We start from the raw sequence: 22212 nt of genomic DNA, 5'->3' as shown, positions 1-22212 counted from the left end.
TCGGACGCCTGAAAGGGGCCGGTTGTCCGCAGATCTGGGCCGGGTGGGTCAGGCCTCTTCGCGGAGCCTGGGGGGAGTCGCGTTCTTCGGCTTGATGCCGTGCTTGTCGGCGTAGAAGGCCCGGACGACGTCCATGTCGGCCGTCACGTCGTCGGTCGCGTGGAACGTCGGGCCGAAGCCCATCGTCCGGGTCGGGGGCTCGAAGAACGCCAGCGTGATCGGCAGACCGGTCTCGCGCGAGAGGCGCAGGAACCCCGACTTCCAGTACTCGCCCCTCGACCGGGTGCCCTCGGCCGCGAGGATCAGCCGGAACGGCTCGCCGTCGCCGCGCCTGGCCTCCTCGGCGAGGTCACGGACGACGCCGGCCGCGTTGTCGCGGTCGAGCGGGATGCCGCCGAGCGCCTTCAGCACCCAGCCCAGCGGGCCCTTGAACAGCTGCTTCTTGACCAGCACCCGCGGGTGCGCGCCGCTGTGCCACATCACCAGCAGCATCGTGATGAAGTCCCAGTTGGACGTGTGGGGCGCGCCCACCAGGATGCCGCTCGGCGGGACGTCGCCGACCATCCGGTAGCGCATCAGCCGGACGACGGTGCGGGCCAGCCGCTGACGGATCATGCGACAACTTTAGGGGAGGGTCCGGCGCACCCCCGCGGTGCCGGACGCGCCGCGCCGGAGCCGCGGGTCGGTTGCGGATGGCAACGACGGTACTAGCGTCGTCCCATGACCAAAGCGGGGACGTGGAAGCAGCTCGTGCGCACCAAGGACGTCGACGACGTCATCCACCAGAACGACGCCGACCCCTCGGAGGAGGGGCATCACGCCCGTCTGAGCCGCCGACTGACGGTGTGGGACCTCATGGGCTTCGGCATCGGCATCGTGATCGGCACCGGCATCTTCACCCTCACCGGCACGGCCGCCAAGGACAACGCCGGCCCCGCCGTGATGATCTCGTTCCTGATCGCCGGCGTCGTCGCGATGCTCGCGGCGCTCTGCTACGCCGAGCTCGCCGCCGCGGTGCCGACGGCCGGCAGCTCGTACACGTACGCGTACACGACGATCGGCGAGATCTTCGCGTGGATCATCGCGTGGGACCTGATCCTCGAGTTCGCCCTGGGCGCGGCCGTCGTCGCGCGCGGCTGGTCGGGCTACCTGCAGGGCGTGTTCGACCTGCCGAAGGCCTTCTTCGGCGAGGAGGACAGCGTCGTCAACCTGGGCGCGGTGTTCATCGTGATCGTCCTCGGCGTGGTCGCCGCGATGGGCATCCGCGAGTCGAAGCTCGTCACGAACTCGCTGGTCGTCATCAAGGTCTCGATCTGCCTGTTCATCATCGGCGTCGGGATGTTCTACATCGACATGGGCAACCAGAAGCCGTACATCCCGCCGAGCGAGAAGGCCGAGTCGGCCAGCGGCCTCAAGCAGCCCCTGTGGCAGTGGGTCACCGGTGTCGACCAGACGGCGTACGGGGTCACGGGCGTCCTCGTCGCGGCGGCGATCGTCTTCTTCGCCTACTCGGGCTTCGAGGCCGTCGCCAACCTGGGCGAGGAGACCAAGGACCCCGCCAAGGACATGCCCCGGGGTCTCATCGGCACCCTCGTCATCTGCACCGTCCTGTACGTCGCGGTGTGCTTCGTGCTGACCGGCATGGTGAAGTACACGCAGCTCAGCACGGGCGAGCCGCTCGCCGACGCCTTCGACCAGAAGGGGCTCGGGTGGGCCGGCATCATCATCGGCACGGCGGCAGTCGCCGGACTCACCTCGGTGATCCTGGTCGACATCGTCGCGATGGGACGCATCGGCTTCGCGCTGTGCCGCGACGGCCTGCTGCCCCCGGCCGTCGGCCGGATCCACCCGAAGTACCAGACCCCCGTCGTCATCACGGTCGGCACGACGATCGCGGTCGCGGTGCTGGGCGCCTTCGTGCCGCTGGCCGTCCTGGCGGAGATGGTCTCGATCGGGACGCTGTTCGCCTTCCTCGTCGTCTCCCTGGCGGTGATCGTGCTGCGCCGCACCAAGCCGCGCATGAAGCGTCCGTTCCGCACGCCGTCGGTGCCGCTCCTCCCGATCGTCTCGGCGGTGCTGTGCGTCGCCCTCATGACGAACCTCGCGGTCGAGACGTGGCTGCGGTTCCTCGTGTGGCTCGCGCTCGGGCTCGTCGTGTACCTCGCCTACGGACGCAAGCACTCCCGGCTGGCGTCCGGCCGGACGGCGCCGTCTAACCTGTGACCATGCTCACTCGAACGCGCGGGGTCGTCCTCGGGCTCGCGGGCCTGTCGCTCGCGGCCTGCGGTGCCGTCCACCCCGGATCGGCCGCCGTCGTCGACGGCACGACGATCTCGATGCGCACCCTCGACCGCACCGCCACCGCCTACTGCACCCTGACCGCCAGCACGGCTCGCCAGCAGGGCATCACGACGGTCAGCAACGCCGACGTGCGCCGTCAGGCGATCGTCGGGCTGGTGTCGCTGCGGGTCGCCCGCGACCTCGCTACGAGGGAGGACGTGACGGTGTCCCCGAGCGACTACGAGCTGACCGCGTCGCAGCGCGAGCAGCTCGCGTCGACGTTCCCGGGCTCGGACGGCGACGACCTGGCCGAGGCGATCGAGGACAGCCAGGAGGTGTCGGCGATCGCCGTCGCCCTGGCCGAGAAGCAGGCCAACCAGCAGGCCACGACCGAGAACGAGGCCCAGTTCGCCGAGCTCGGGCAGAACGAGATCCTCAAGGCGTTCGCCGACAGCGACGTGTCGTTCGCCCCGCGCTTCGGGCTCGCCCCGGACGGCACGCAGCGCTCGGCGACGGGATCGATCTCGGTGACCCCCGTCGACCTCGAGGCCCCGGTCGACGAGGAGCTCCCGTCGGCGCTGCGGTGCTCGTGACGGTCGTCGCGTGACGATGCAGGTGCTGGTGCTCAGCCCCAGGGTCGCGCCCGGCATCCTGACGCTGGCCGCGTGGGACGCGTTGCGCGGCGCGCGGCGCGTGCGGGCGGCTCTCGACGACCCGCACGTGCAGGCGATCGTCCGGTCGGGGGTCGCGGTCGAGACGGCCGCGGGGCCGCCGACGTTCGAGGCCGGCACGGTGTGGATCGCCCCGACGGGTGACGCGGCCTGGGCGCGGTCGATGGCCGACGACCTCATGGGGCCGGGCGACGACGCGCAGCGCGTCGAGGTGCTGTTCGGCTCGTACGACCTGCCCGGGTCGGGCCTGCTCGACGTCGTCGACGTCATGGACCGCCTGCGCCGCGAGTGCCCGTGGACCGCGCAGCAGACGCACGAGTCGCTCGCGCCCTATGTGCTGGAGGAGGCCCACGAGGTGCACGAGACGCTCGAGAGCGGCGACTCCGACCACCTGCGCGAGGAGCTCGGCGACCTGCTGATGCAGGTCGTCTTCCATGCGCGCATCGCCGCCGAGGGATCGGTCGACGACGGCGCGGGGTGGGACGTCGACGACGTCGCGGCGGGCATCGCGGCCAAGCTGGTGCGGCGCAACCCGCACGTGTTCGCTCCCGAGACGCTCGACCACGTGCCGACCACCCCGGACGAGATCGACGCCCAGTGGCAGAGCATCAAGCGGTGGGAGCGGGCCCAGGCCCCGAGCCCCCACGGCCACTGACGTCCGGCTGGCCCTGGCGCGACCCGGGCGGTGGCTCAGCGACGTCTCGGGGCACCTGACACGTCGCTGAGTCACCGGCGCCTGCGTGGAGCGTGGTGTCCCCGCCTCCGCCAGCCGCACCGCTCCGGGTCCGGGGCAGCGGCGAGGCGGTGCGGTCGGGGTGGATCGCGGCACTAGGCTGTCCCCGCAGGTTCTTTCACTCACGAGGAGCACTCTCTTGGCACGCATCGACGCCGTCGGCGCACGGGAAATTCTGGATTCACGAGGCAACCCCACGGTCGAGGTCGAGGTCGCCCTCGACGACGGCACGATCGGACGCGCAGCCGTCCCGTCCGGCGCCTCGACGGGCGCCTTCGAGGCCGTCGAGCTGCGTGACGGCGACAAGAAGCGCTACCTCGGCAAGGGTGTGCTGAAGGCCGTCGGCGGCGTCAACAAGACGATCGGCCCGGCCCTCGTGGGCTTCGAGGCCGACGACCAGCGCGCGATCGACCTCGCGATGCTCGACCTCGACGGTACCGACAACAAGGCCAAGCTCGGCGCGAACGCGATCCTCGGCGTCTCGCTGGCCGCGGCCCGTGCGGCGGCCGACTCGGCCAAGCTACCCCTGTTCCGCTACGTCGGCGGCCCCAACGCGCACGTGCTGCCGGTGCCGATGATGAACATCCTCAACGGCGGTTCGCACGCCGACTCCAACGTCGACATCCAGGAGTTCATGATCGCTCCGATCGGCGCGAGCTCGTTCTCCGAGGCGCTGCGCCAGGGCGCCGAGGTCTACCACGCGCTCAAGTCGGTCCTCAACGAGCGCGGGCTGTCGACGGGTCTGGGCGACGAGGGCGGCTTCGCGCCGAACCTCGACTCCAACCGCGCGGCTCTCGAGCTCATCGCCGTCGCCGTCGAGAAGGCCGGCCTGAAGGTCGGCACCGACATCGCGATGGCGCTCGACGTCGCCGCCTCGGAGTTCTTCGCCGACGGCACGTACGCGTTCGAGGGCGAGCAGAAGTCGGCCGAGGAGATGTCGGCCTACTACGCGCAGCTCGCCGCCGACTTCCCGATCGTCTCGATCGAGGACCCCCTCGACGAGGACGACTGGTCGGGCTGGACGACGCTGACCGAGACGATCGGCGACGACGTGCAGATCGTCGGCGACGACCTCTTCGTGACCAACGTCGAGCGTCTGACGCGCGGCATCTCCGAGGGCGCCGCCAACGCGCTGCTCGTCAAGGTCAACCAGATCGGCTCGCTCACCGAGACGCTCGACTCGGTCGACCTCGCCCACCGCCACGGCTTCAGCTGCATGATGAGCCACCGCTCGGGCGAGACCGAGGACACCACGATCGCCGACCTCGCGGTCGCGACCAACTGCGGCCAGATCAAGACCGGCGCCCCCGCCCGCTCCGACCGCGTCGCCAAGTACAACCAGCTGCTGCGCATCGAGGAGCTGCTGGGCTCGTCCGCCAGCTACGCCGGCGCCTCCGCGTTCCCGCGGCTGGCCCTCTGACGCATGGCATCGCGTTCACCCCGCGGTCGCGGTCGGCCTCCTGCCCGGAAGCCGACCGCGACACGGGGTGGACGCCGCACGCCCCGGGCCGCGGCATCCGCGACGTCCCGACCCGGGTCCACCCCGGCCAAGCCCGTCACGCAGGGTCGCATCGGCTCGGCGCCCCAGCTGACGACCAGGGCCGTCGTGCTGCTGGCCGTCGTGCTGCTGCTCATCGCGTCGTACACGTCGACGCTGCACGCGTGGTGGCAGCAGCGCTCCGACATCCAGGCGACGAAGGCCGAGATCGCGACGCGCCAGCAGGCGATCGTCGAGCTGGAGGACCAGATCGACCGCTGGGACGACCCGGCCTACGTCAAGCAGCAGGCCAAGGAGCGGTTCGGCTGGGTCTCGCCCGGTGAGGTCGGCTACCGCGTCATCGGCAGCGACGGCAAGGTGCAGGGCGCCGACGTCCCGACGCTCGACGCGCCGCCCGCCAGGACCGACCCCGACTGGTACGACAAGCTGTGGGGCAGCGTGAAGGAGGCCGGCAAGGAGCCGTCCGCCACCCCGACCACCGACCCCGAACCAGACAAGGTGCTGAAGGACCAGTGACAGTCGCCCAGGCCGACCTCGACGCCGTCGCCGACCAGCTCGGACGCTCCCCGCGGGGCATCCTCGAGATCATGTCGCGGTGCCCGTCGGGCCACCCGAACGTCGTGAAGACCGAGCCGCGGCTCGACGACGGCACCCCGTTCCCGACGATGTTCTACCTGACGTGCCCGCGGCTGGCCGGCGAGATCGGCACGCTCGAGGCGTCCGGGCTGATGCGCGAGATGAGCGCGCGCCTGCTCGAGGACGACGAGCTCGCCCGGGCGTACGAGAAGGCGCACGTCGAGTACCTCGCCGAGCGCGAGGCCCTCGGTCACGTCCCCGAGATCGACGGCATCACCGCCGGCGGCATGCCGACCAGGGTCAAGTGCCTGCACGTGCTGGTGGGCCACTCGCTGGCCAAGGGCCCCGGCGTCAACCCGCTGGGCGACGAGACGCTCGAGCTGCTGGGCGACTGGTGGGTCGGCACGTCGTGCGACCCCGACTGGGTCGCCCCCGTCGACGACTGAGCCGGGTGCTCGCGCTGCGGCCGTGGGTCGCGTCGCTATGCTCGTCAGATGCCTGAGCAGCGTGCCCGCGTCGCCGCGATCGACTGCGGCACCAACTCGATCCGCCTCCTGATCAGCGACATCGGCGACGGCCGCAAGACCGATCTGCTGCGCGAGATGCGGGTCGTCCGCCTCGGGCAGGACGTCGACCGCACGGGCCACCTCGCCGACGACGCCGTGCAGCGCACGCTCCAGGCGAGCCGCGAGTACGCCGAGCTGATCGCGATGTTCGGCGTCACCGACATCCGGTTCTGCGCGACGTCCGCGGTCCGCGACGCCGACAACGCCGAGGCCTTCGGCGACGCCGTCGAGGGCGTGCTGGGCGTGCGTCCCGAGGTGCTGGCCGGCGACGACGAGGCGCGCGCGTCGTTCCTCGGCGCGACCCGCGACCTCGACGACGTCCGCACGCTGGTGGTCGACATCGGCGGTGGTTCGACCGAGATCGTCGTCGGCACGGGCGACCGGATCGAGTGGTCGGTGTCGCTCGACATCGGCTCGGTGCGCCTGACCGAGCGCTTCCTGCCCAGCGACCCGGCGTCCGTCTCCGAGGTCGCGGCGTGCATGGAGCACGTCGACGCCGTGCTGGCGCCGGTCGTGGCCCAGCTCGATCCCGTCGGCTCGTTCGTCGGCGTGGCCGGCACCGTCACGACCGTCGCCGCGCACTCGCTCGCGCTGCCGTCGTACGACTCCGACGTGATCCACCGGGCGCGGCTCGACCTCGAGGACGTCAGCGCGGCGTGCCTGTCGCTGGTGCAGATGTCGGTGGCCGACCGGCGGATGCTGCCGTTCATGCACCCCGGCCGCGCCGACGTGATCGGCGCCGGGTCGCTGATCCTCGACCGACTGGTCGCGCAGCTGCCCCTCGACACCGACACCCTGGTCGTCAGCGAGCACGACATCCTCGACGGCATCGCCTGGGACATGGCCTGACCACACCGCCCCGCCCGCCGGCCTGCCGGCGAGTGGTGCGGAGTGGACGTTCTGGGACGGCGTGTCTGACCACACCGCACCGCTCGAGAGCGGGTTTGCACCACTCGGCATGATCGGACCATGGCCTCCCGCACCCTGCACGTGACCGTCCCCGACGACAGCTGGCTCAGCGCGCTCGATGACCTCGACGACGTCGAGCTGTCGGTGTGGGACATGGACGGCGACCAGCCCGGAGAGCACGTCGACCTCGCCGTCCGGCCCTACACCGTCGCCGCCGGCGGGCTCGACGCCCTCGACCCCGACCGGCTCGACGTCGTCCAGTCGCAGGCCCTCGGCTACGACGGCGTCGCCGACGTGCTGCCCGACGGCATCACGTACTGCAACGCGGTCGGCGTGCACGAGGAGTCGACCGCCGAGCTCGCCGTCGCGCTGCTGCTCGCCTCGCAGCGCGAGATCGACCGCTACGCCCGTGAGGTCGGCCAGTGGAACCGCGGCTTCACCGCGAGCCTGATCGACCGTCGCGTCATGCTGCTGGGCACGGGCGGCATCGGTCGCGAGATCGAGAAGCGCCTCGACGGCTTCGGCGCCGAGCTGGTGCGGGTCGCGTCGCGTGCGCGGACCGACGACCGGGGCGAGATCCACGGGCAGGACGAGCTGCCCACGCTGCTGCCGACCGTCGACGCCGTGCTGCTGGCGGTGCCGCTGTCCGACAGCACCGAGGGCCTGGTCGACGACGACTTCCTCGCGGCCCTGCCCGACGGTGCGATCGTCGTCAACGTCTCGCGTGGCAAGGTCGTCGACACCGACGCCGTCGTGCGCCAGGCCGGTCGCGTCCGCCTCGCCGCCGACGTCACCGACCCCGAGCCCCTGCCGTCCGAGCACCCGCTGTGGACGACGCAGGGCGTGCTCGTCTCGCCGCACGTCGGCGGCATGTCGACCGCGATGCGTCCGCGCATCGAGGCCGTCGTGCGCCGGCAGATCGCGCTGCTGCAGGACGGGCAGCCGCCCGCCGACGTCGTCGTCGGCTGACCGCGGCCTAGGCTGGGGCGACGCTCCCGTAGCCCAACTGGCAGAGGCAGATGGCTTAAACCCGTCACAGCGTGGGTTCGAACCCCACCGGGAGCACCGGGAGCACCGGACGCACCGGGGGACCGGACCCGCGCGTCAGGGCAGCAGGCCGTGGCGGCGGGCGGCCGCGACGGCCTCGTGCCGCGACGACGCGCCGAGCCGCGCCATGGCGCTGCGCAGGTAGCTCTTGACGGTCTCGGGCGCGAGACCGAGCCGGGCCGCGATCTCGGCGTTGCGGCAGCCGACCGCGACGAGCGCAACGACGTCGAGCTGGCGCGTCGTCAGGGACGTGGGGGAGTCGGGCGTCGCGGCCAGCAGCGACTCGAGCCGCTCGCGGGTGTGCGGGTCGGCGGTCTCGCGCGCGATGACGCGCATCTCGGCGAACGCGTCGCGCAGCCGCTGCAGCTCGGCGGTCTCGGGACCGGCCGACGCCACCGACGCCGCCAGGCCCACGCGACGGTCGACCTCGTCGCGGATCTCCATCTCGTCCGAGACCTTGCGGGCCTCGACGACCAGCGAGTCGAGCGCGCCGGTCGACAGGGGGCTGTCGCGGGTGCCGGCGTAGAGCAGCCCGCGCACGTCGTCGCGCACGACGATCGGGACGACGGCCAGGAACGTGACCCGCTCACCCAGGATCTGCCGGTCGTACTCGTGCGTGATGTCGAGCGACGTGCCGTAGTCGCGGACGTAGGCGGGCCGCCGGGTCAGGAACGTCTTGCCGCCCAGGCCGAGGGACGGCTTGATCGTGATGGTCGCGAGATCGCTCGTGACCTCGCCCATCGTCAGGGTGACCGGGACGCCCCGGTCGTCGCGCAGGCCCCCGAAGACGAGCGGGACGCCGCACTCGCGGCGCAGGCGCCCGGCGGACGCACGCAGCAGCTCGAGGTCGTCCGCTCGCGCGTCGATCGTCACCGTGCACCCCCTTTCGGGGCTAGACCCTCCGCCGTCGTCGTCACACGATGTGTGACAGACCACACCAGTTTGTCACGGCCCCGCCACCCGGCACCTGCCGAAGCGGCCCGTGCCCGACGTGCCGATCCAGGAGCAGCCCGTGACCGAGCAGAACATCAGCAACCTCTCCCACGAGGACCGGACGTTCGACCCGCCCGCCGATCTCGCCGCCGCGGCCAACGTGAAGGCCGACGCCTACGAGACCGCGGCCGCCGATCGTCCGGCGTTCTGGGGCGAGCAGGCGCAGCGGCTCGACTGGGGCACGCCGTTCACCGAGGTGCTCGACTGGTCGAACGCGCCGTTCGCGAAGTGGTTCGTCGGCGGGACGCTCAACGCCGCGTACAACTGCGTCGACCGGCACGTCGAGGCCGGCAACGGCGACCGCGTCGCGCTGCACTTCGTGGGCGAGCCCGCGGACGACACCCGCGACATCACGTACGCCGAGCTCAAGGACCTCGTCTCGCAGGCCGCCAACGCCCTGATCGACCTCGGGGTGCGGACCGGCGACCGCGTCGCGATCTACCTGCCGATGATCCCCGAGGCCGTCATCGCGATGCTGGCCTGCGCGCGTCTCGGCGCCCCGCACACCGTGGTGTTCGGCGGCTTCAGCTCCGACGCGCTGTCGAGCCGCATCCTCGACTGCGACGCGAAGGTCGTCATCACCGCCGACGGCGGCTACCGTCGCGGCGCCCCGTCGGCGCTCAAGCCGGCCGTGGACGAGGCCCTGCAGAAGTGCCCCGACGTCACGGGCGTGCTCGTGGTGCGCCGCACGGGCCAGGACGTCGACTGGACCGAGGGCCGCGACGTCTGGTGGCACGACACCGTCGACCGGGCGTCGACCGACCACACGGCCGAGATGTTCGACTCCGAGCACCCGCTCTACGTCATGTACACGTCCGGCACGACGGGCTCGCCCAAGGGCATCCTGCACACCACCGCCGGCTACCTCGTGCAGTCGGCGTGGACGTTCTGGGCGGTGTTCGACCACAAGCCCGACGACGTCTACTGGTGCACCGCCGACGTCGGCTGGGTCACGGGCCACTCGTACATCGTCTACGGGCCGCTGGCCAACGGCGCGACGCAGGTGCTCTACGAGGGCACGCCCGACACCCCCGGCAAGGACCGCTGGTGGCAGATCATCGAGGACTACAAGGTCACGCTGTTCTACACCGCGCCGACGGCGATCCGCACGTGCATGAAGTGGGGCGAGGAGCTGCCGGCGAGGCACGACCTCAGCAGCCTGCGCATCCTCGGCTCGGTGGGCGAGTCGATCAACCCCGAGGCGTACGTCTGGTACCGCGAGAACATCGGCGGCGGGACGACCCCGATCGTCGACACGTGGTGGCAGACCGAGACGGGCGCGCACATGATCAGCCCGCTGCCCGGCGTCACGTCCGGCAAGCCCGGCTCGGCCATGACCGCGATCCCGGGCATCGCCGCCGAGGTCGTGGACGACGCGGGCAACCCCGTCGACAACGGCGAGGGCGGCTACCTCGTCATCACCGAGCCGTGGCCGTCGATGCTGCGGACGATCTGGGGCGACGACCAGCGCTACCAGGACACGTACTGGTCGCGCTGGCCCAACGTCTACTTCGCGGGCGACGGCGCGCGCAAGGACGAGGACGGCGCGATCTGGCTGCTGGGTCGGGTCGACGACGTCATGAACGTCTCGGGCCACCGCCTGTCGACGACCGAGATCGAGTCGGCGCTCGTCTCGCACCCCAAGGTCGCCGAGGCGGCCGTGGTCGGCGCGACGGACGACACGACGGGCCAGGCCGTCGTGGCCTTCGTGATCCTCAGGGAGTCTGCCGGCGACGGCGGCACCGAGGTCATCCAGGAGCTGCGCAACCACGTCGGCAAGGAGATCGGACCGATCGCCAAGCCCCGCACGATCATGGTCGTCCCCGAGCTGCCCAAGACCCGCTCGGGCAAGATCATGCGGCGCCTGCTGCGCGACGTCGCCGAGAACCGCGAGGTCGGCAACACCACGACGCTCGCCGACTCGGGGGTCATGGACCTCATCACGAGCGGCATGCAGACCGCCAAGGACGACGACTGACGTCCTCGGCCGCGCGGGCGCGACGTCAGGTCTGACGGACGCGCTCGCGCAGCCCGGCGGCGAGGCCGACGAGGGTCAGCCAGTCGACGAACCCGCCGCCGACCCGCGCGAGCCGCTCGCGACGCACCCCGCCGAGGCGCAGCCGCAGGTGGACGCGCGAGGTGCCCGGACCGTCGGCCGTCACCCGGATCGCCCACGACAGCCGCACGCTGCCGCGGGTGCTGACGTGCACGAGCGTCGACGGCGGCTCGAGCACCGCGACCTCGAACGTCGCGTCGGGACCGCCCCAGTCGGCGATGACGTCACCGACGGCGAGGTCCTGCAGGCCCGGCTCGATGCGCCGGTAGGCGCGACGGTCGGGCGGCACGAAGCGCTCGACCCAGCGCGGCAGGTACCAGCCCGCCCGCTGCTTGCCCAGCTGGACGAACCACGGCCACACCTGCTCGGGTGGCGCGTCGAGCCCGAACGCCCGGTCCATCACGACGTTCGCGTCGGGGACGACGTCGTCGCCGGGCAGGAGGGCTGTGACCTCGGCCGCCGTGGGGTTCATGTCCCGACCCTAGACGGGGGCTCCCGACGGCGACCTGCACGTCGGGCCCCGACTGCCTAGGGTGGTTGCTCCACCCCATCTCGAAGGAGCACCACCATGCAGGCACGCACGCTCGGACGCACAGGACGGGACGTCTCGGTGGTCGGCCTCGGCACCTGGCAGCTCGGCGCCGACTGGGGCGACGTCACGAAGGAGGACGCCGCCGCCGTGCTCGACGCCGCGGTCGACGAGGGCGTGACGTTCTTCGACACCGCCGACGTGTACGGCGACGGGCGCAGCGAGCAGATCATCGGCGAGTACCTGCGCAGCCGCCCCGAGCTCGACGTCTTCGTCGCGACCAAGATGGGCCGCCGCGCCGAGCAGGACCCCGTGCACTTCACGATGGACAACTTCCGCACGTGGACCGACCGGTCGCGCGGCAACCTGGGCGTCGACACGCTCGACCTCGTGCAGCTGCACTGCCCGCCGACCGCCGTCTTCTCCGACGACCGCGTCTTCGACGACCTCGACACGCTGGTCGACGAGAAGGTCATGGCCGCCTACGGCGTCAGCGTCGAGACCGTCGACGAGGCGCTGACCGCGATCGCCCGCCCGAACGTCGCCAGCGTCCAGATCATCCTCAACGCGTTCCGGCTCAAGCCGCTCGACGAGGTGCTGCCGGCCGCGCGCGAGGCGGGCGTCGGCATCATCGCCCGCGTGCCGCTGGCATCGGGCCTGCTGTCGGGCCGCTACACCGAGCAGACGACGTTCGCCGACGACGACCACCGCACCTACAACCGCTCGGGCGAGGCGTTCGACGTCGGCGAGACGTTCTCGGGCGTCGACTTCGAGACCGGCGTCCGGGCGGCGCGCGAGTTCGGCGGGCTCGTGCCCGACGGCGTCCGGCCCGCCGAGGCGGCCATCGCGTGGATCCTCGCGCAGGACGGCGTCACGGCCGCGATCCCCGGCGCGCGCAACGTCGAGCAGGCGCGGGGCAACGCGGCCGCGGCCGCGGTCGTCCTGCCGGACGGCTTCGATGCCGGCCTCCACGACGTCTACGACCGTCTGCTGCGATCGTCGATCCACCCGCGCTGGTAGGCGCTAGGCTGCGGGGCACCGGGCCGGGAGGAGGGACGTCGATGATCCTCTCCGCGCCCGACCCCGCGGCCGACCCGTACGTCGTCGCGGCACTGCTCTCGCTGCAGCGCGAGGCCTACGCCGTCGAGGCGGACCTGATCGGCGACGACCGGCTGCCGCCGCTGCAGGAGGACGAGCACGCGCTCGCCGCCTGGCGTGGGCGGTGGCTCACGGCGTGGGACGGCGTCGACCTCGTCGGCGCGGCTGCGTGGACGTCCGGCACCCACCGCGTCGACCTGGCGAAGGTCATGGTCGCCCCGTCGGCCATGCGCCGCGGGATCGGCTCGGCCCTGCTGCGCCGGGTGCTGGACGTCGCCGACGGCCGGACGGTCGAGGTGGCGACGGGACGCGACAACGCCCCGGCCACCGCGCTGTACGCCGCCCACGGCTTCGACCACGCGGGCGACGAGCAGGTGCCGCCCGGTGTGTGGATCAGCCGGTTCCGGCGCGAGCCCTGAGTCGCTCCGCCCGTGAACATCGGGTGAAGAGCCGTCGAAGGCTGGCCCAACCATGGCACCAGAGCGGGTCCAGGGGTGGACGGCAGACACCCTGTCGTAGTGGTGTGGAGGGGTCAGCAAGTCCTCTCTCGAAGGGATCCATCGACATGCGTCTCCCCACCAGGCTCGCCGTCACGGCCGCCACGATGACCGTCGCGGCAGCCGTCGCGATCGGCTCACCCGCCCAGGCCGACGTCGTCGGCGGCACCAAGGCCGGCGACACCATCCACTTCCAGGACAACAACGGCGCAGAGGTCTCCACCGACCGCTGCGGTGGTGCGAACGTCCGCACGACCCTCCAGGGCGGGCCCTACCCCAACCCCACGAACGTCCAGGTCACGGTGGACTCGTCCTACGCCAGCTGCATGGCCCGCGCCCGGATCGTCTACGCGACCCCGGACGGGACCTCGCGGGTCACGGAGTGGGCCGACGGCAGCTCCGGCGGTGCCAGCATGATCGGCGTGACGGACGCCTTCCGCTGCTACACCGAGTTCCAGGTGCGCCGGTTCGACAACGACGACTGGCTGACCCTGCGCCTGTACAACCCGCAGGTCAAGGACCCGTCGGTCCGACCCGCCGGTTGCGCAGCGGCCTGACACGCACCCGTCGTCCCCGGCTGCCTCTGATGCCCAGAGGTGGTCGGGCACGACTGCGTCTGCGCGGCGCTGCCCTACTCCTGCTCGATGCGCAGGGCGGCGAAGGAGTCGTCGAGCAGGATCGACTCGACGGCGTACCAGCCGTAGTCGGCCACGAGCTCCTGGATCGCGTCCTCGCCGATCTGGTCGTCGTGGACGGGGAACGCGACCCAGACGACGGGGATCGAGCCCAGCTGCGGCAGCACCTCGTCGAAGCTGTCGGCCAACTGCGTGCGCTCGTCGGCGAACAGGATCGCGGCGTCGACCTGCTCGGGCTCCTCCTCGTCGCGGGTCTCGATCATCTCGGCGCCCTCGGGCATCGGATCGAGCAGCGAGGTCTCCTCGACCGTCGTCCCGATGACCCACACCACGAATCCGTCGGAGATGCGCAGCTTCTCGGCGTTCGTCACGTCGGTGCTCATGGCCACATCCTAGGGGGTCGAGACGACGCCCCGGTCGATGCTCAGAGGGGTCGGCGGACGGCCTCGAGGTCGCGGATGTCGCGGTCGACCTGCAGCCCCTTGTGCTCGAACCGGGTCATCGGACGCCCCTCGAACCGCGGCGCCCAGGTGCCGCTGAACTCGAAGTCGGGGCTGCCCGCCAGCACGTCCCGCATCTGGTCGGCGTACTCCTGCCAGTCGGTCGCGAGACGCCACGTGCCGCCGGGCTCGACGACCCGGGCCGCGAGGGCGGCGAACGACGGCGTGACGAGCCGGCGCTTGTTGTGCCGCTTCTTGTGCCACGGATCGGGGAACCAGACCCGCAGCTCGTTCACCGAGGCCGGCGGCAGCATCGTGCCGAGCGCCTCGGCGGCGTTGACGATCATGAGCCGGACGTTCTCGACCCCGCGGTGGCGCATCGTCACGAGCGTCTGCGCGACGCCGGGCACGTAGACCTCGAGGCCGAGGAAGTTCTGGTCGGGGTGCTCGTGGGCGGCGTGGACGATCGCCTCGCCGCGGCCCGTCCCGATCTCGACGACGAGCGGGGCCTCGCGGCCGAACAGGGCAGCCGTGTCGAGCACGTACGACGGGTCGATCGACGTCGTCGGTCCGTTGTCGGGCGCCTCGGCCACGTAGGTCGTCGCGAGCGCGTCCCACGCGGCCTGCTGCCGCTCGGACAGGCGTCCGCCGCGGCGGGTGAACGAGACGGGCTCGGTGCGATAGGGGGCGGGTTCCACGCGCGCTAGCGTAGACGCGTGGACATCGAGCCTGACACCAAGGACTGGACGTGGGTGCTCGAGCGGCCCTGCCCCGCGTGCGGCTTCGACGCCGCGCAGGTCGACCCGACGGCGGTGGCCGACCGGGTGCTCGACGTGCTGCCCCGGTGGCGCCACGTGCTGGGGCGCGTCGAGGCGCGCGAGCGTCCCGCACCGGCCACCTGGTCGCCGCTGGAGTACGCGTGCCACGTGCGTGACGTGTTCGTCGTGTTCGACCGCCGGGTGCGGCTGATGCTCGACGGCGACGACCCCGAGTTCGAGAACTGGGACCAGGACGTCACGGCGATCCAGGACGACTACGCCGTGCAGCTGCCGTCCGAGGTGGCCTCGCAGCTCGACGTCGCGGGGCGTGCCGTCGCCGAGACGTTCGCGGCCGTGCCGGACGACGCGTGGAGCCGCACGGGGCGGCGCGGCAACGGCTCGGTCTTCACGGTCGCGACGCTGTCGACGTACTTCCTGCACGACGTCGTCCACCACCTCCACGACGTCCACGGCTGAGGTCCGCGGCGCCCGAAGAGGTTGCAACACCCAACGACAATTCCGGGATCAAACAGGCTGTCGGAAGCGTTGGATAGGGTAGGACCAACGACTCCATCTTCGGAGCCATCCCACGGAGGGAAACATGAAGAGCAGCAACCCTGTCTTCGCCCGCAGCGCCGAGTTCAACGGCCGCGGCGGCGCGATCGCCAACGACCCGTCCCAGTGGCAGGTCGACCTCAACGGCTCGCCCACGCACACCCAGCCCGGCACCGGCCGCATGACGATCGACTCGGTCGTCGAGAAGACCGCGATGACGCTGGGTCTGCTCGTCGTCGCCGCGGCCGTCACGTGGTTCGCGATCGGCGACGTCATCGACCCGACGACCGGCGAGGCCGTGATGGGCAAGGCCGCGACGTTCGCGATGGCCGGTGCGCTCATCGGCTTCGTCCTGGCGATGGTCAACTCGTTCAAGAAGGTCGTCAGCCCGGCGCTGGTGCTCGCCTACGCGGTGTTCGAGGGCGTCTTCATCGGCGCCTTCTCGAAGGTCATCGCGGCGTACGTCGGCGAGACCTCGATCGTCTTCCAGGCGGTCCTCGGCACGGTCGTCGCCTTCGCCGGCACCCTGGCCGCGTACAAGTTCTTCAACATCCAGGTGACCGACAAGTTCCGCAAGGTCATGATGATCTCGGGCTTCGCGATCGTCGGCGTGCTGCTGATCAACATGGTGCTGAGCCTGACCGGCGTCTTCGAGTCGGGTGGCCTCCGCGGGTTCAACACCCTCGGCCTGCTGGTCTCCTGCGCGCTGGTGGTCTACGCGACCTTCTGCCTGATCCTCGACTTCGACTACGCCGAGAAGGGCATCCAGGCCGGCCTGCCGGAGCGCGAGTCCTGGCGGGTGGCCTTCGGCCTGACCGTCACGCTGGTCTGGATCTACATCGAGATCCTGCGCATCCTCGCGATCCTGCGTGGCGACTGAGCGCAGCTGAACGTCTGACGATGGCCGGTCCCCTCGGGGGCCGGCCATCGGTCTTTCCCGTCGCCCGGCCGGGTCGGGGAGGGGTCAGCCGGCGCGGCGGCGGCGCAGCACGGTGGCCCAGCGGCCGCCCTGGGCGGCACCGTCCTGGACGACCTGGGTGCCCGCGTTCTCGGCGGCCTCGGCGGCGGCCTCGCGCACCGACATCAGGTCGCGCGGACGCTCGGTCGAGGCGTAGCCCGCGTACGCCAGGGTGCGGGCGCGCTCGCGCAGCGACGCGGCAACGGCCGGCACCATGACCGAGACCATGTTGGCGTAGCCCGTCTCGGACGGGTGGAAGCGGTCGAGACCGAACATGATGTCGCGGTTCTCGGTGAACAGGTTGCCGAGCAGGTCTCCCAGCGACACGGCCCGCCCGCCCGCGCCGACGACGGCGACGGTCTGCTTGCGGGCCAGGTTGCGGCTCCAGCGACGGGCCACCGAGCGCAGCGGCTGCATGATGGGTCGCACCGAGCCGAGGTCGGGGGTCGTGCCCACCACGACCTCGCAGTCGGCCGCCACGAGGTGCCGCACGACGTCGCCGAGCTGGCGGGCCGACGTGCTGGGCGGCACCTGGTGCGTCACGTCGTTGGTGCCGACGACGATGACCGCGACGTGCGGCTGCCAGCCGTCGACCTCGGCGATCTGCTGCATCAGCTCGGACGTCTGCGCGCCCACGACGGCGCGGCATCGCACCTCGACGGGTGCGTCCATGACGTGCGCGAGACCGATGCCCAGCATCGCCGACGGCGTCGCCTCGGCGGTCGTCATGCCGTAGCCCACCGCGGCCGAGTCGCCGATCACGAGCAGTCGGATGGTCTGGCCCGGCAGGTCGTCGCCGTAGGTGCCGTCGGGCAGCGGCGGACGCTCGTCGGTCGTGCCGATCGCGCGGCGGGCGAGCACGGCCTCGCCGATCAGGAACCCGTAGAAACCGGTGATGGTGGCTCCGCTGCCGATGAGTGCAGTCGTGGCTGCTCGACGGGGACGGACCATAAACCGATTTTACGATGCGGCGGACGGCGCGATCGACTCGGGACGTCCCGACGTGAGATGTCTCTCCCCGCCCCTAGAGTGGCCGCGTGCCCGATCTGACGCCCAACCTCCGCGACATCGGCGGCCGTCCCACGACCGACGGGCGCACCGTCGCGACGGGCCGCGTCCTGCGCAGCGCCGTGCCCCACGCCGACGACCACGGCCCCGACGGGCACGACTGGCCGCCGGCGCTCGTGATCGACCTCAGGTCGCCCAGCGAGTCCCGGGCGGGTCACCCCCTCGAGGCGGCCGGCTCGCGCGTCGTCAACGTGCCGCTGCTGGCGGCGCTGCGCCCCGGTGTCGCTCCTGCCGAGAGCCTGTCGATGCTCTACCGCATCGTGCTCGACGACGCCGCGCACGAGCTCGTCCGCCTGGTCGACGAGGTGTCGCGCGAGACCGGCACGGTGCTGATCCACTGCGCGGCCGGCAAGGACCGCACCGGCATCGCCGTCGCGCTGCTGCTGCGCCTCGTGGGCGTCCCGCGCGACGAGGTGCTGCACGACTACCGGCTCACCGAGCACGCGCTCGTCGAGATCGACCGCCGCCTGCGGCCGCCGACGTCCGCCCCCGCCTCGGCGGCGCCGGGCCACACCTACCCGCCGGGCTTCGCGCACGTGTCGCCCGAGGCGATCGACGCGGTCCTCGACGTGTGGGACGAGCACCCGGCCGGGGTCGAGGGCTGGTTCGTCGAGGTGGGCGGATCGTCGGCCTCGCTCGACCAGCTGCGTCGTACGCTCCTGGCATGACCCACGACCTGACGCTCGGGGCCCGGGAGGTGCCCCTCGGGGGCCTGCGCGGCCTCACGGTGCACCGCACGCTGCCGCAGAAGGGCTTCCCGACGGTGGGGGCGTGGTGCTTCGTCGACCACTTCGGACCCACCAGCCACCCCATGGCGGTGCTGCCGCACCCGCACACGGGCCTGCAGACCGTCACGTGGCCCCTCGCGGGCGAGATCCGGCACCGCGACAGCCTCGGCAGCGACGTCGTGCTCAGGCCCGGCGAACTGAACCTGATGACGTCCGGCGACGGCGTCTCGCACTCGGAGTTCTCGGTCGGCGACCCCGATGCGCCGATGCACGGCATCCAGCTGTGGGTGGCGCTGCCGTCCGGGGCGCTCGACGGCCCAGCAGGTTTCGAGCACCACCCCGACCTGCCGGTCGCCGAGGGCGACGGCTGGAGGGCGACCGTGCTCCTGGGCGAGCTCGACGGCGCCACGTCACCCGCGACGACCCACACGCCGATCGTCGGCGCCGAGCTGTCGGTCGGGCCCGGGGCGTCCACGATCCCGCTGCGTCCCGACTTCGAGCACGCCGTCCTGGCCGTCGACGGGCCGGTCGTCGTCGACGGTGTCGAGGTCGCCCACCGCGAGCTGCGCTACCTCGCACCCGGGCGCTCGCAGGTCGGCGTGCAGGTGCCCGCCGCCACGACGCTCCTGCTGATCGGCGGCGAGCCGTTCGACGAGGAGCTCGTCATGTGGTGGAACTTCATCGGACGCTCGCACGACGACATCGTGCTGGCACGCGACGACTGGCAGGCCGCGGCCGAGCGCTTCGGCCACGTCGACGGGCACGGCGACAAGGTCATCCCGGCGCCGCCGCTGCCCGAGGTGCGCCTGACGCCTCGTCGACGCTCTGTCGGCTGACGCCCCGGTCTGGTACCGTCGATCTCAGATACCGTTGGTATGTGAGATCGAGAGGCTCGACATGACCCACTTCACCGGCAAGGTCGCCGTCGTCACCGGCGCGGCATCGGGCATCGGACGAGCGCTGGCCGTCGAGCTGGCACGGCGTGGTGCGCGGCTGGCCATCAGCGACGTCGACGTCGCGGGCCTGTCCGAGACCGAGGCGATGGTCGCGGCCGCCGGCGCCGAGGTGCGGTCCGACACCCTCGACGTCTCGCAGCGCGAGCTCGTCCTCGAGTACGCCGACACCGTCGCGCAGCACTTCGGGGTCGTGCACCTGGTGTTCAACAACGCGGGCATCGCGTTCACCGGCAGCATCGAGCAGATGTCGTTCAAGGACATCGACCGCGTGATGGACGTCGACTTCTGGGGCGTCGTCAGCGGCACCAAGGCCTTCCTGCCCCACCTCATCGCCTCGGGCGACGGGCACGTCGTCAACATCTCCAGCATCTTCGGCCTGTTCGCCGTGCCGAAGCAGAGCGCCTACAACGCCGCGAAGTTCGCGGTGCGGGGCTTCACCGAGGCGCTGCGCCAGGAGATGATCAACGACCGTCGTCCCGTCAAGGTGACCTGCGTGCACCCCGGCGGCATCAAGACCAACATCGCCCGCAACAGCGAGCAGGTCGAGGGCCTCGACCACGACAAGCTGGCCTCGTCGTTCGACAAGCTGGCGCGCACGACCCCCGAGCGGGCCGCCGAGGTCATCCTCGCGGGCGTCGAGAAGAACCGGGCGCGGGTGCTGATCGGCCCGGACGCCAAGGCCCTCGACGCGCTGGTGCGCGTCACGGGCTCGGGCTACCAGCGGATCGTGGCGGCGGCCGGCAAGCGCGGCGGGCTCTAGGCCGGAGCGGCGAGGGACGGGGGCGGATCATGCGCAACGACTGGGACGGCCAGAGCTTCCCGCACCCGCCCGGACGGCGGCCCCTGGTCGGCGACGTGCTGGGTGCCGACCCTCGCAAGCCGCTGCAGAGCTCGCTGGAGCGGTCGAAGGGTCTCGGCCCGATCTTCGAGCTCAAGATCTTCGACCAGAAGTTCGTCATCGTCACGGGTGCCGAGCTCGCGGCCGAGCTGGCCGACGAGAGCCGATTCGAGAAGGCCCTCTCGCCGGCCCTGGTGGCGCTGCGCGAGTTCGCGGGTGCCGGCCTCTTCACCGCCTACAACGACGAGACCGACTGGGCGCTGGCGCACGACCTGCTGCGGCCGGCGTTCACGCGCGACTCGATGCAGCGGTACCACCCCGTGATGCTCGCGGCGGCGCAGGAGCTGTTCGACCACTGGGACATCGCCACCGAGCCCGTCGACGTCTCGGCCGACATGACGAAGCTGACGATGGAGACCATCAGCCGCACGGCCTTCAGCCAGGACTTCGGCTCCTTCACCCGCGACGAGCCGCACCCGTTCATCCCGGCCATGATCGCGGCCCTGCGGGCGGGACAGCGCAAGGGCACGCTGAACTCCATGCCGGGGGCGGGCCTCATGGCCAAGCGCATCGACCGCCGCAACGCCCACCACCAGGAGTACGTCGACCGCCTGCTCGACGACATCATCGCGACCCGCCGGGCCTCGCCCGACGTCGACGACCGCGACCTGCTCGGCATCATGCTGCACACGCCGCACCCCGAGACGGGGGCGCGGCTCGACGACGTCAACATCCGCCACCAGATCCTGACGTTCCTGGTCGCCGGTCACGAGACCACGTCGGGGGCTCTGTCGTTCGCGCTGTACTACCTCTCGCGCGACGCCGACCTGCTGGCCCGCGCGCACGAGGAGGTCGACCGCATCCTCGGCCCCGACCGCGACGTCGAGCCGACGTTCGGGCAGGTGGCCAAGTTCCGGTTCCTGCGGCGGGTGCTCGATGAGGGACTGCGGCTGTGGCCCACCGCGCCGGCGTACGCGCGGAGCCCCCGCGAGACGACGACCCTCGCGTCGGGTCACGTCATGCGTCCGCAGGACTGGGCCCTCGTGCTGCTGCCCGCGGTGCACCGCGATCCGTCGGTGTGGGGCGAGACGGCCGACGAGTTCGACCCCGACCGCTTCCTGCCCGAGAACTCCCGCGGTCGTCCGACGCAGACGTACAAGCCGTTCGGCACGGGGGAGCGGTCGTGCATCGGGCGCCAGTTCGCGCTGCACGAGGCGATCCTGGTGCTGGCCCGCATGCTGCACCGGTACGAGCTGACGTACGACCCCGCGTACGAGCTGTCGATCACCGAGCGGCTGACCCTCATGCCCGAGGGATTCCGCCTGGGGCTCACGCTGCGGACGCCGTCGTCGTCCGCGGCGGACGTCGGCGAGCCGGCTCAGCCGGCCGAGAGCCGCACGTGCCCTGTGTCGTCGATCGACCACCCGGGGTTGTAGGCGACCTCCCACGGGTGCCCGTCGGGATCGGCGAAGTAGCCCGAGTAGCCGCCCCACGGCTGCTCCTCGGCCGGCTTGGTGACGACGCCCCCGGCGGTCGCGGCGGCGGCGAGCACGTCGTCGACCTCGTCGTGCGAGCGGGTGTTGAAAGCGATGCTGATGCCGCTGAAGGTCGCACCGGTGTCGGTCGCGCGGGCGTCGGCGGCGAGCTCGGCGCGTGACCAGATCGCCAGCACCAGGCCGTTGCTCAGCTGGTAGAACGCGACCTCGTCCTCGTCATTGCCCTTGACCCACCCGAGGCCGTCCTCGTAGAAGTGGCGGGCACGGGCGAGGTCGGCGACGCCGAGGGTGATGAGGCTGATGCGTTGCTCCATGACCCGACGCTAG

25 protein-coding genes and 1 tRNA gene are annotated in these 22212 nt (G+C 71.6%); 19 read left to right on the top strand and 7 right to left on the bottom strand.

The window, feature by feature from the left end; genetic code table 11:
• Positions 1-48: 48 nt before the first annotated feature.
• The gene (locus tag IFT73_RS14090; RefSeq protein WP_192168149.1) at positions 49-615 is read right to left on the bottom strand and encodes a 1-acyl-sn-glycerol-3-phosphate acyltransferase; all 567 of its coding nucleotides are present in this window, start codon (positions 613-615) and stop codon (positions 49-51) included.
• Between the two features lie 105 nt (positions 616-720).
• On the opposite strand from IFT73_RS14090, the gene IFT73_RS14085 reads away from it, so the two are divergent.
• The 9 genes from IFT73_RS14085 (at position 721) to IFT73_RS14045 (ending at position 8298) form a co-directional block, all read left to right on the top strand.
• A complete protein-coding gene (locus tag IFT73_RS14085) occupies positions 721-2223 on the top strand; it encodes an APC family permease (RefSeq protein ID WP_192168148.1) in 1503 nt (500 codons plus the stop codon).
• A 2-nt stretch (positions 2224-2225) separates the two neighbouring features.
• Positions 2226-2873, top strand: a complete 648-nt coding sequence (locus tag IFT73_RS14080; RefSeq protein WP_192168147.1) for a hypothetical protein — start codon at positions 2226-2228, stop codon at positions 2871-2873.
• 16 nt (positions 2874-2889) lie between these two features.
• Positions 2890-3606 (top strand): MazG nucleotide pyrophosphohydrolase domain-containing protein, encoded by a 717-nt coding sequence (locus IFT73_RS14075; protein WP_244633469.1) that lies wholly within the window; start codon positions 2890-2892, stop codon positions 3604-3606.
• A gap of 217 nt (positions 3607-3823) precedes the next feature.
• A complete protein-coding gene (eno, locus tag IFT73_RS14070) occupies positions 3824-5104 on the top strand; it encodes a phosphopyruvate hydratase (RefSeq protein WP_192168145.1) in 1281 nt (426 codons plus the stop codon).
• 3 nt (positions 5105-5107) lie between these two features.
• Entirely contained in the window at positions 5108-5698 is a 591-nt protein-coding gene (locus IFT73_RS14065; protein ID WP_082556326.1) for a septum formation initiator family protein, read from the top strand.
• Positions 5695-6204, top strand: coding sequence for a DUF501 domain-containing protein (locus tag IFT73_RS14060; RefSeq protein ID WP_371811279.1), 510 nt, complete (start codon positions 5695-5697; stop codon positions 6202-6204). Before IFT73_RS14065 ends, IFT73_RS14060 begins: the two co-directional genes overlap by 4 nt.
• Positions 6205-6252: 48 nt before the next feature.
• Positions 6253-7173 (top strand): Ppx/GppA phosphatase family protein, encoded by a 921-nt coding sequence (locus IFT73_RS14055; protein WP_192168144.1) that lies wholly within the window; start codon positions 6253-6255, stop codon positions 7171-7173.
• A 120-nt stretch (positions 7174-7293) separates the two neighbouring features.
• Positions 7294-8202 carry an NAD(P)-dependent oxidoreductase gene (locus IFT73_RS14050; RefSeq protein WP_192168143.1) on the top strand — a complete coding sequence of 303 codons (909 nt, stop codon included), beginning with the start codon at positions 7294-7296 and terminating at the stop codon, positions 8200-8202.
• A 22-nt stretch (positions 8203-8224) separates the two neighbouring features.
• Positions 8225-8298: transfer RNA gene (locus IFT73_RS14045), tRNA-Leu, on the top strand.
• Positions 8299-8337: 39 nt separating this feature from the next.
• On the opposite strand, the gene IFT73_RS19640 is transcribed toward IFT73_RS14045, so the two are convergent.
• Positions 8338-9153 (bottom strand): LuxR C-terminal-related transcriptional regulator, encoded by an 816-nt coding sequence (locus IFT73_RS19640; RefSeq protein WP_192168142.1) that lies wholly within the window; start codon positions 9151-9153, stop codon positions 8338-8340.
• Between the two features lie 139 nt (positions 9154-9292).
• On the opposite strand from IFT73_RS19640, the gene acs reads away from it, so the two are divergent.
• Entirely contained in the window at positions 9293-11251 is a 1959-nt protein-coding gene (acs, locus tag IFT73_RS14035) for an acetate--CoA ligase (protein ID WP_192168183.1), read from the top strand.
• Positions 11252-11276: 25 nt separating this feature from the next.
• On the opposite strand, the gene IFT73_RS18665 is transcribed toward acs, so the two are convergent.
• Positions 11277-11801, bottom strand: coding sequence for a hypothetical protein (locus IFT73_RS18665; protein WP_056610689.1), 525 nt, complete (start codon positions 11799-11801; stop codon positions 11277-11279).
• A gap of 96 nt (positions 11802-11897) precedes the next feature.
• Here IFT73_RS18665 and IFT73_RS14020 point away from each other — a divergent pair, with 96 nt between their 5' ends.
• From IFT73_RS14020 to IFT73_RS14010, 3 genes are all read left to right on the top strand, one after another.
• Complete coding sequence (locus IFT73_RS14020; RefSeq protein WP_192168141.1) at positions 11898-12878, top strand: aldo/keto reductase; 981 nt, start codon at positions 11898-11900, stop codon at positions 12876-12878.
• Between the two features lie 41 nt (positions 12879-12919).
• Complete coding sequence (locus IFT73_RS14015) at positions 12920-13375, top strand: GNAT family N-acetyltransferase (RefSeq protein ID WP_192168140.1); 456 nt, start codon at positions 12920-12922, stop codon at positions 13373-13375.
• Between the two features lie 146 nt (positions 13376-13521).
• Positions 13522-14010, top strand: coding sequence for a hypothetical protein (locus IFT73_RS14010; protein ID WP_192168139.1), 489 nt, complete (start codon positions 13522-13524; stop codon positions 14008-14010).
• A 74-nt stretch (positions 14011-14084) separates the two neighbouring features.
• Here the strand turns inward: IFT73_RS14010 and IFT73_RS14005 are convergent, their stop codons facing one another.
• Both IFT73_RS14005 and trmB read right to left on the bottom strand, forming a co-directional pair.
• Complete coding sequence (locus tag IFT73_RS14005; protein ID WP_192168138.1) at positions 14085-14471, bottom strand: hypothetical protein; 387 nt, start codon at positions 14469-14471, stop codon at positions 14085-14087.
• A gap of 41 nt (positions 14472-14512) precedes the next feature.
• Positions 14513-15226, bottom strand: a complete 714-nt coding sequence (trmB, locus tag IFT73_RS14000; protein ID WP_192168137.1) for a tRNA (guanosine(46)-N7)-methyltransferase TrmB — start codon at positions 15224-15226, stop codon at positions 14513-14515.
• A gap of 18 nt (positions 15227-15244) precedes the next feature.
• Here trmB and IFT73_RS13995 point away from each other — a divergent pair, with 18 nt between their 5' ends.
• Positions 15245-15763 carry a DinB family protein gene (locus IFT73_RS13995; protein ID WP_192168136.1) on the top strand — a complete coding sequence of 173 codons (519 nt, stop codon included), beginning with the start codon at positions 15245-15247 and terminating at the stop codon, positions 15761-15763.
• A 124-nt stretch (positions 15764-15887) separates the two neighbouring features.
• Complete coding sequence (locus tag IFT73_RS13990) at positions 15888-16721, top strand: Bax inhibitor-1/YccA family protein (protein WP_192168135.1); 834 nt, start codon at positions 15888-15890, stop codon at positions 16719-16721.
• Between the two features lie 84 nt (positions 16722-16805).
• Here the strand turns inward: IFT73_RS13990 and IFT73_RS13985 are convergent, their stop codons facing one another.
• Positions 16806-17750, bottom strand: a complete 945-nt coding sequence (locus IFT73_RS13985; protein ID WP_056610711.1) for an SGNH/GDSL hydrolase family protein — start codon at positions 17748-17750, stop codon at positions 16806-16808.
• An 86-nt stretch (positions 17751-17836) separates the two neighbouring features.
• Here IFT73_RS13985 and IFT73_RS13980 point away from each other — a divergent pair, with 86 nt between their 5' ends.
• The 4 genes from IFT73_RS13980 (at position 17837) to IFT73_RS13965 (ending at position 21825) form a co-directional block, all read left to right on the top strand.
• The gene (locus tag IFT73_RS13980; RefSeq protein WP_192168134.1) at positions 17837-18535 is read left to right on the top strand and encodes a tyrosine-protein phosphatase; all 699 of its coding nucleotides are present in this window, start codon (positions 17837-17839) and stop codon (positions 18533-18535) included.
• The gene (locus tag IFT73_RS13975) at positions 18532-19431 is read left to right on the top strand and encodes a pirin family protein (RefSeq protein WP_192168133.1); all 900 of its coding nucleotides are present in this window, start codon (positions 18532-18534) and stop codon (positions 19429-19431) included. The genes IFT73_RS13980 and IFT73_RS13975 overlap by 4 nt, the downstream gene beginning before the upstream one ends.
• A 61-nt stretch (positions 19432-19492) precedes the next feature.
• A complete protein-coding gene (locus IFT73_RS13970; RefSeq protein ID WP_192168132.1) occupies positions 19493-20311 on the top strand; it encodes an SDR family oxidoreductase in 819 nt (272 codons plus the stop codon).
• Between the two features lie 29 nt (positions 20312-20340).
• Positions 20341-21825, top strand: coding sequence for a cytochrome P450 (locus tag IFT73_RS13965; protein ID WP_192168131.1), 1485 nt, complete (start codon positions 20341-20343; stop codon positions 21823-21825).
• On the opposite strand, the gene IFT73_RS13960 is transcribed toward IFT73_RS13965, so the two are convergent.
• Positions 21768-22199, bottom strand: coding sequence for a VOC family protein (locus IFT73_RS13960; RefSeq protein WP_192168130.1), 432 nt, complete (start codon positions 22197-22199; stop codon positions 21768-21770). The genes IFT73_RS13965 and IFT73_RS13960 overlap by 58 nt on opposite strands.
• Positions 22200-22212 lie beyond the last annotated feature (13 nt).

Source organism: Aeromicrobium sp. CFBP 8757 (assembly GCF_014841755.1).
GTDB lineage: Bacteria > Actinomycetota > Actinomycetes > Propionibacteriales > Nocardioidaceae > Aeromicrobium.
The sequence above is the reverse complement of the archived record's forward strand: the minus strand, read 5'-3'. Positions and strand labels throughout refer to the sequence as shown.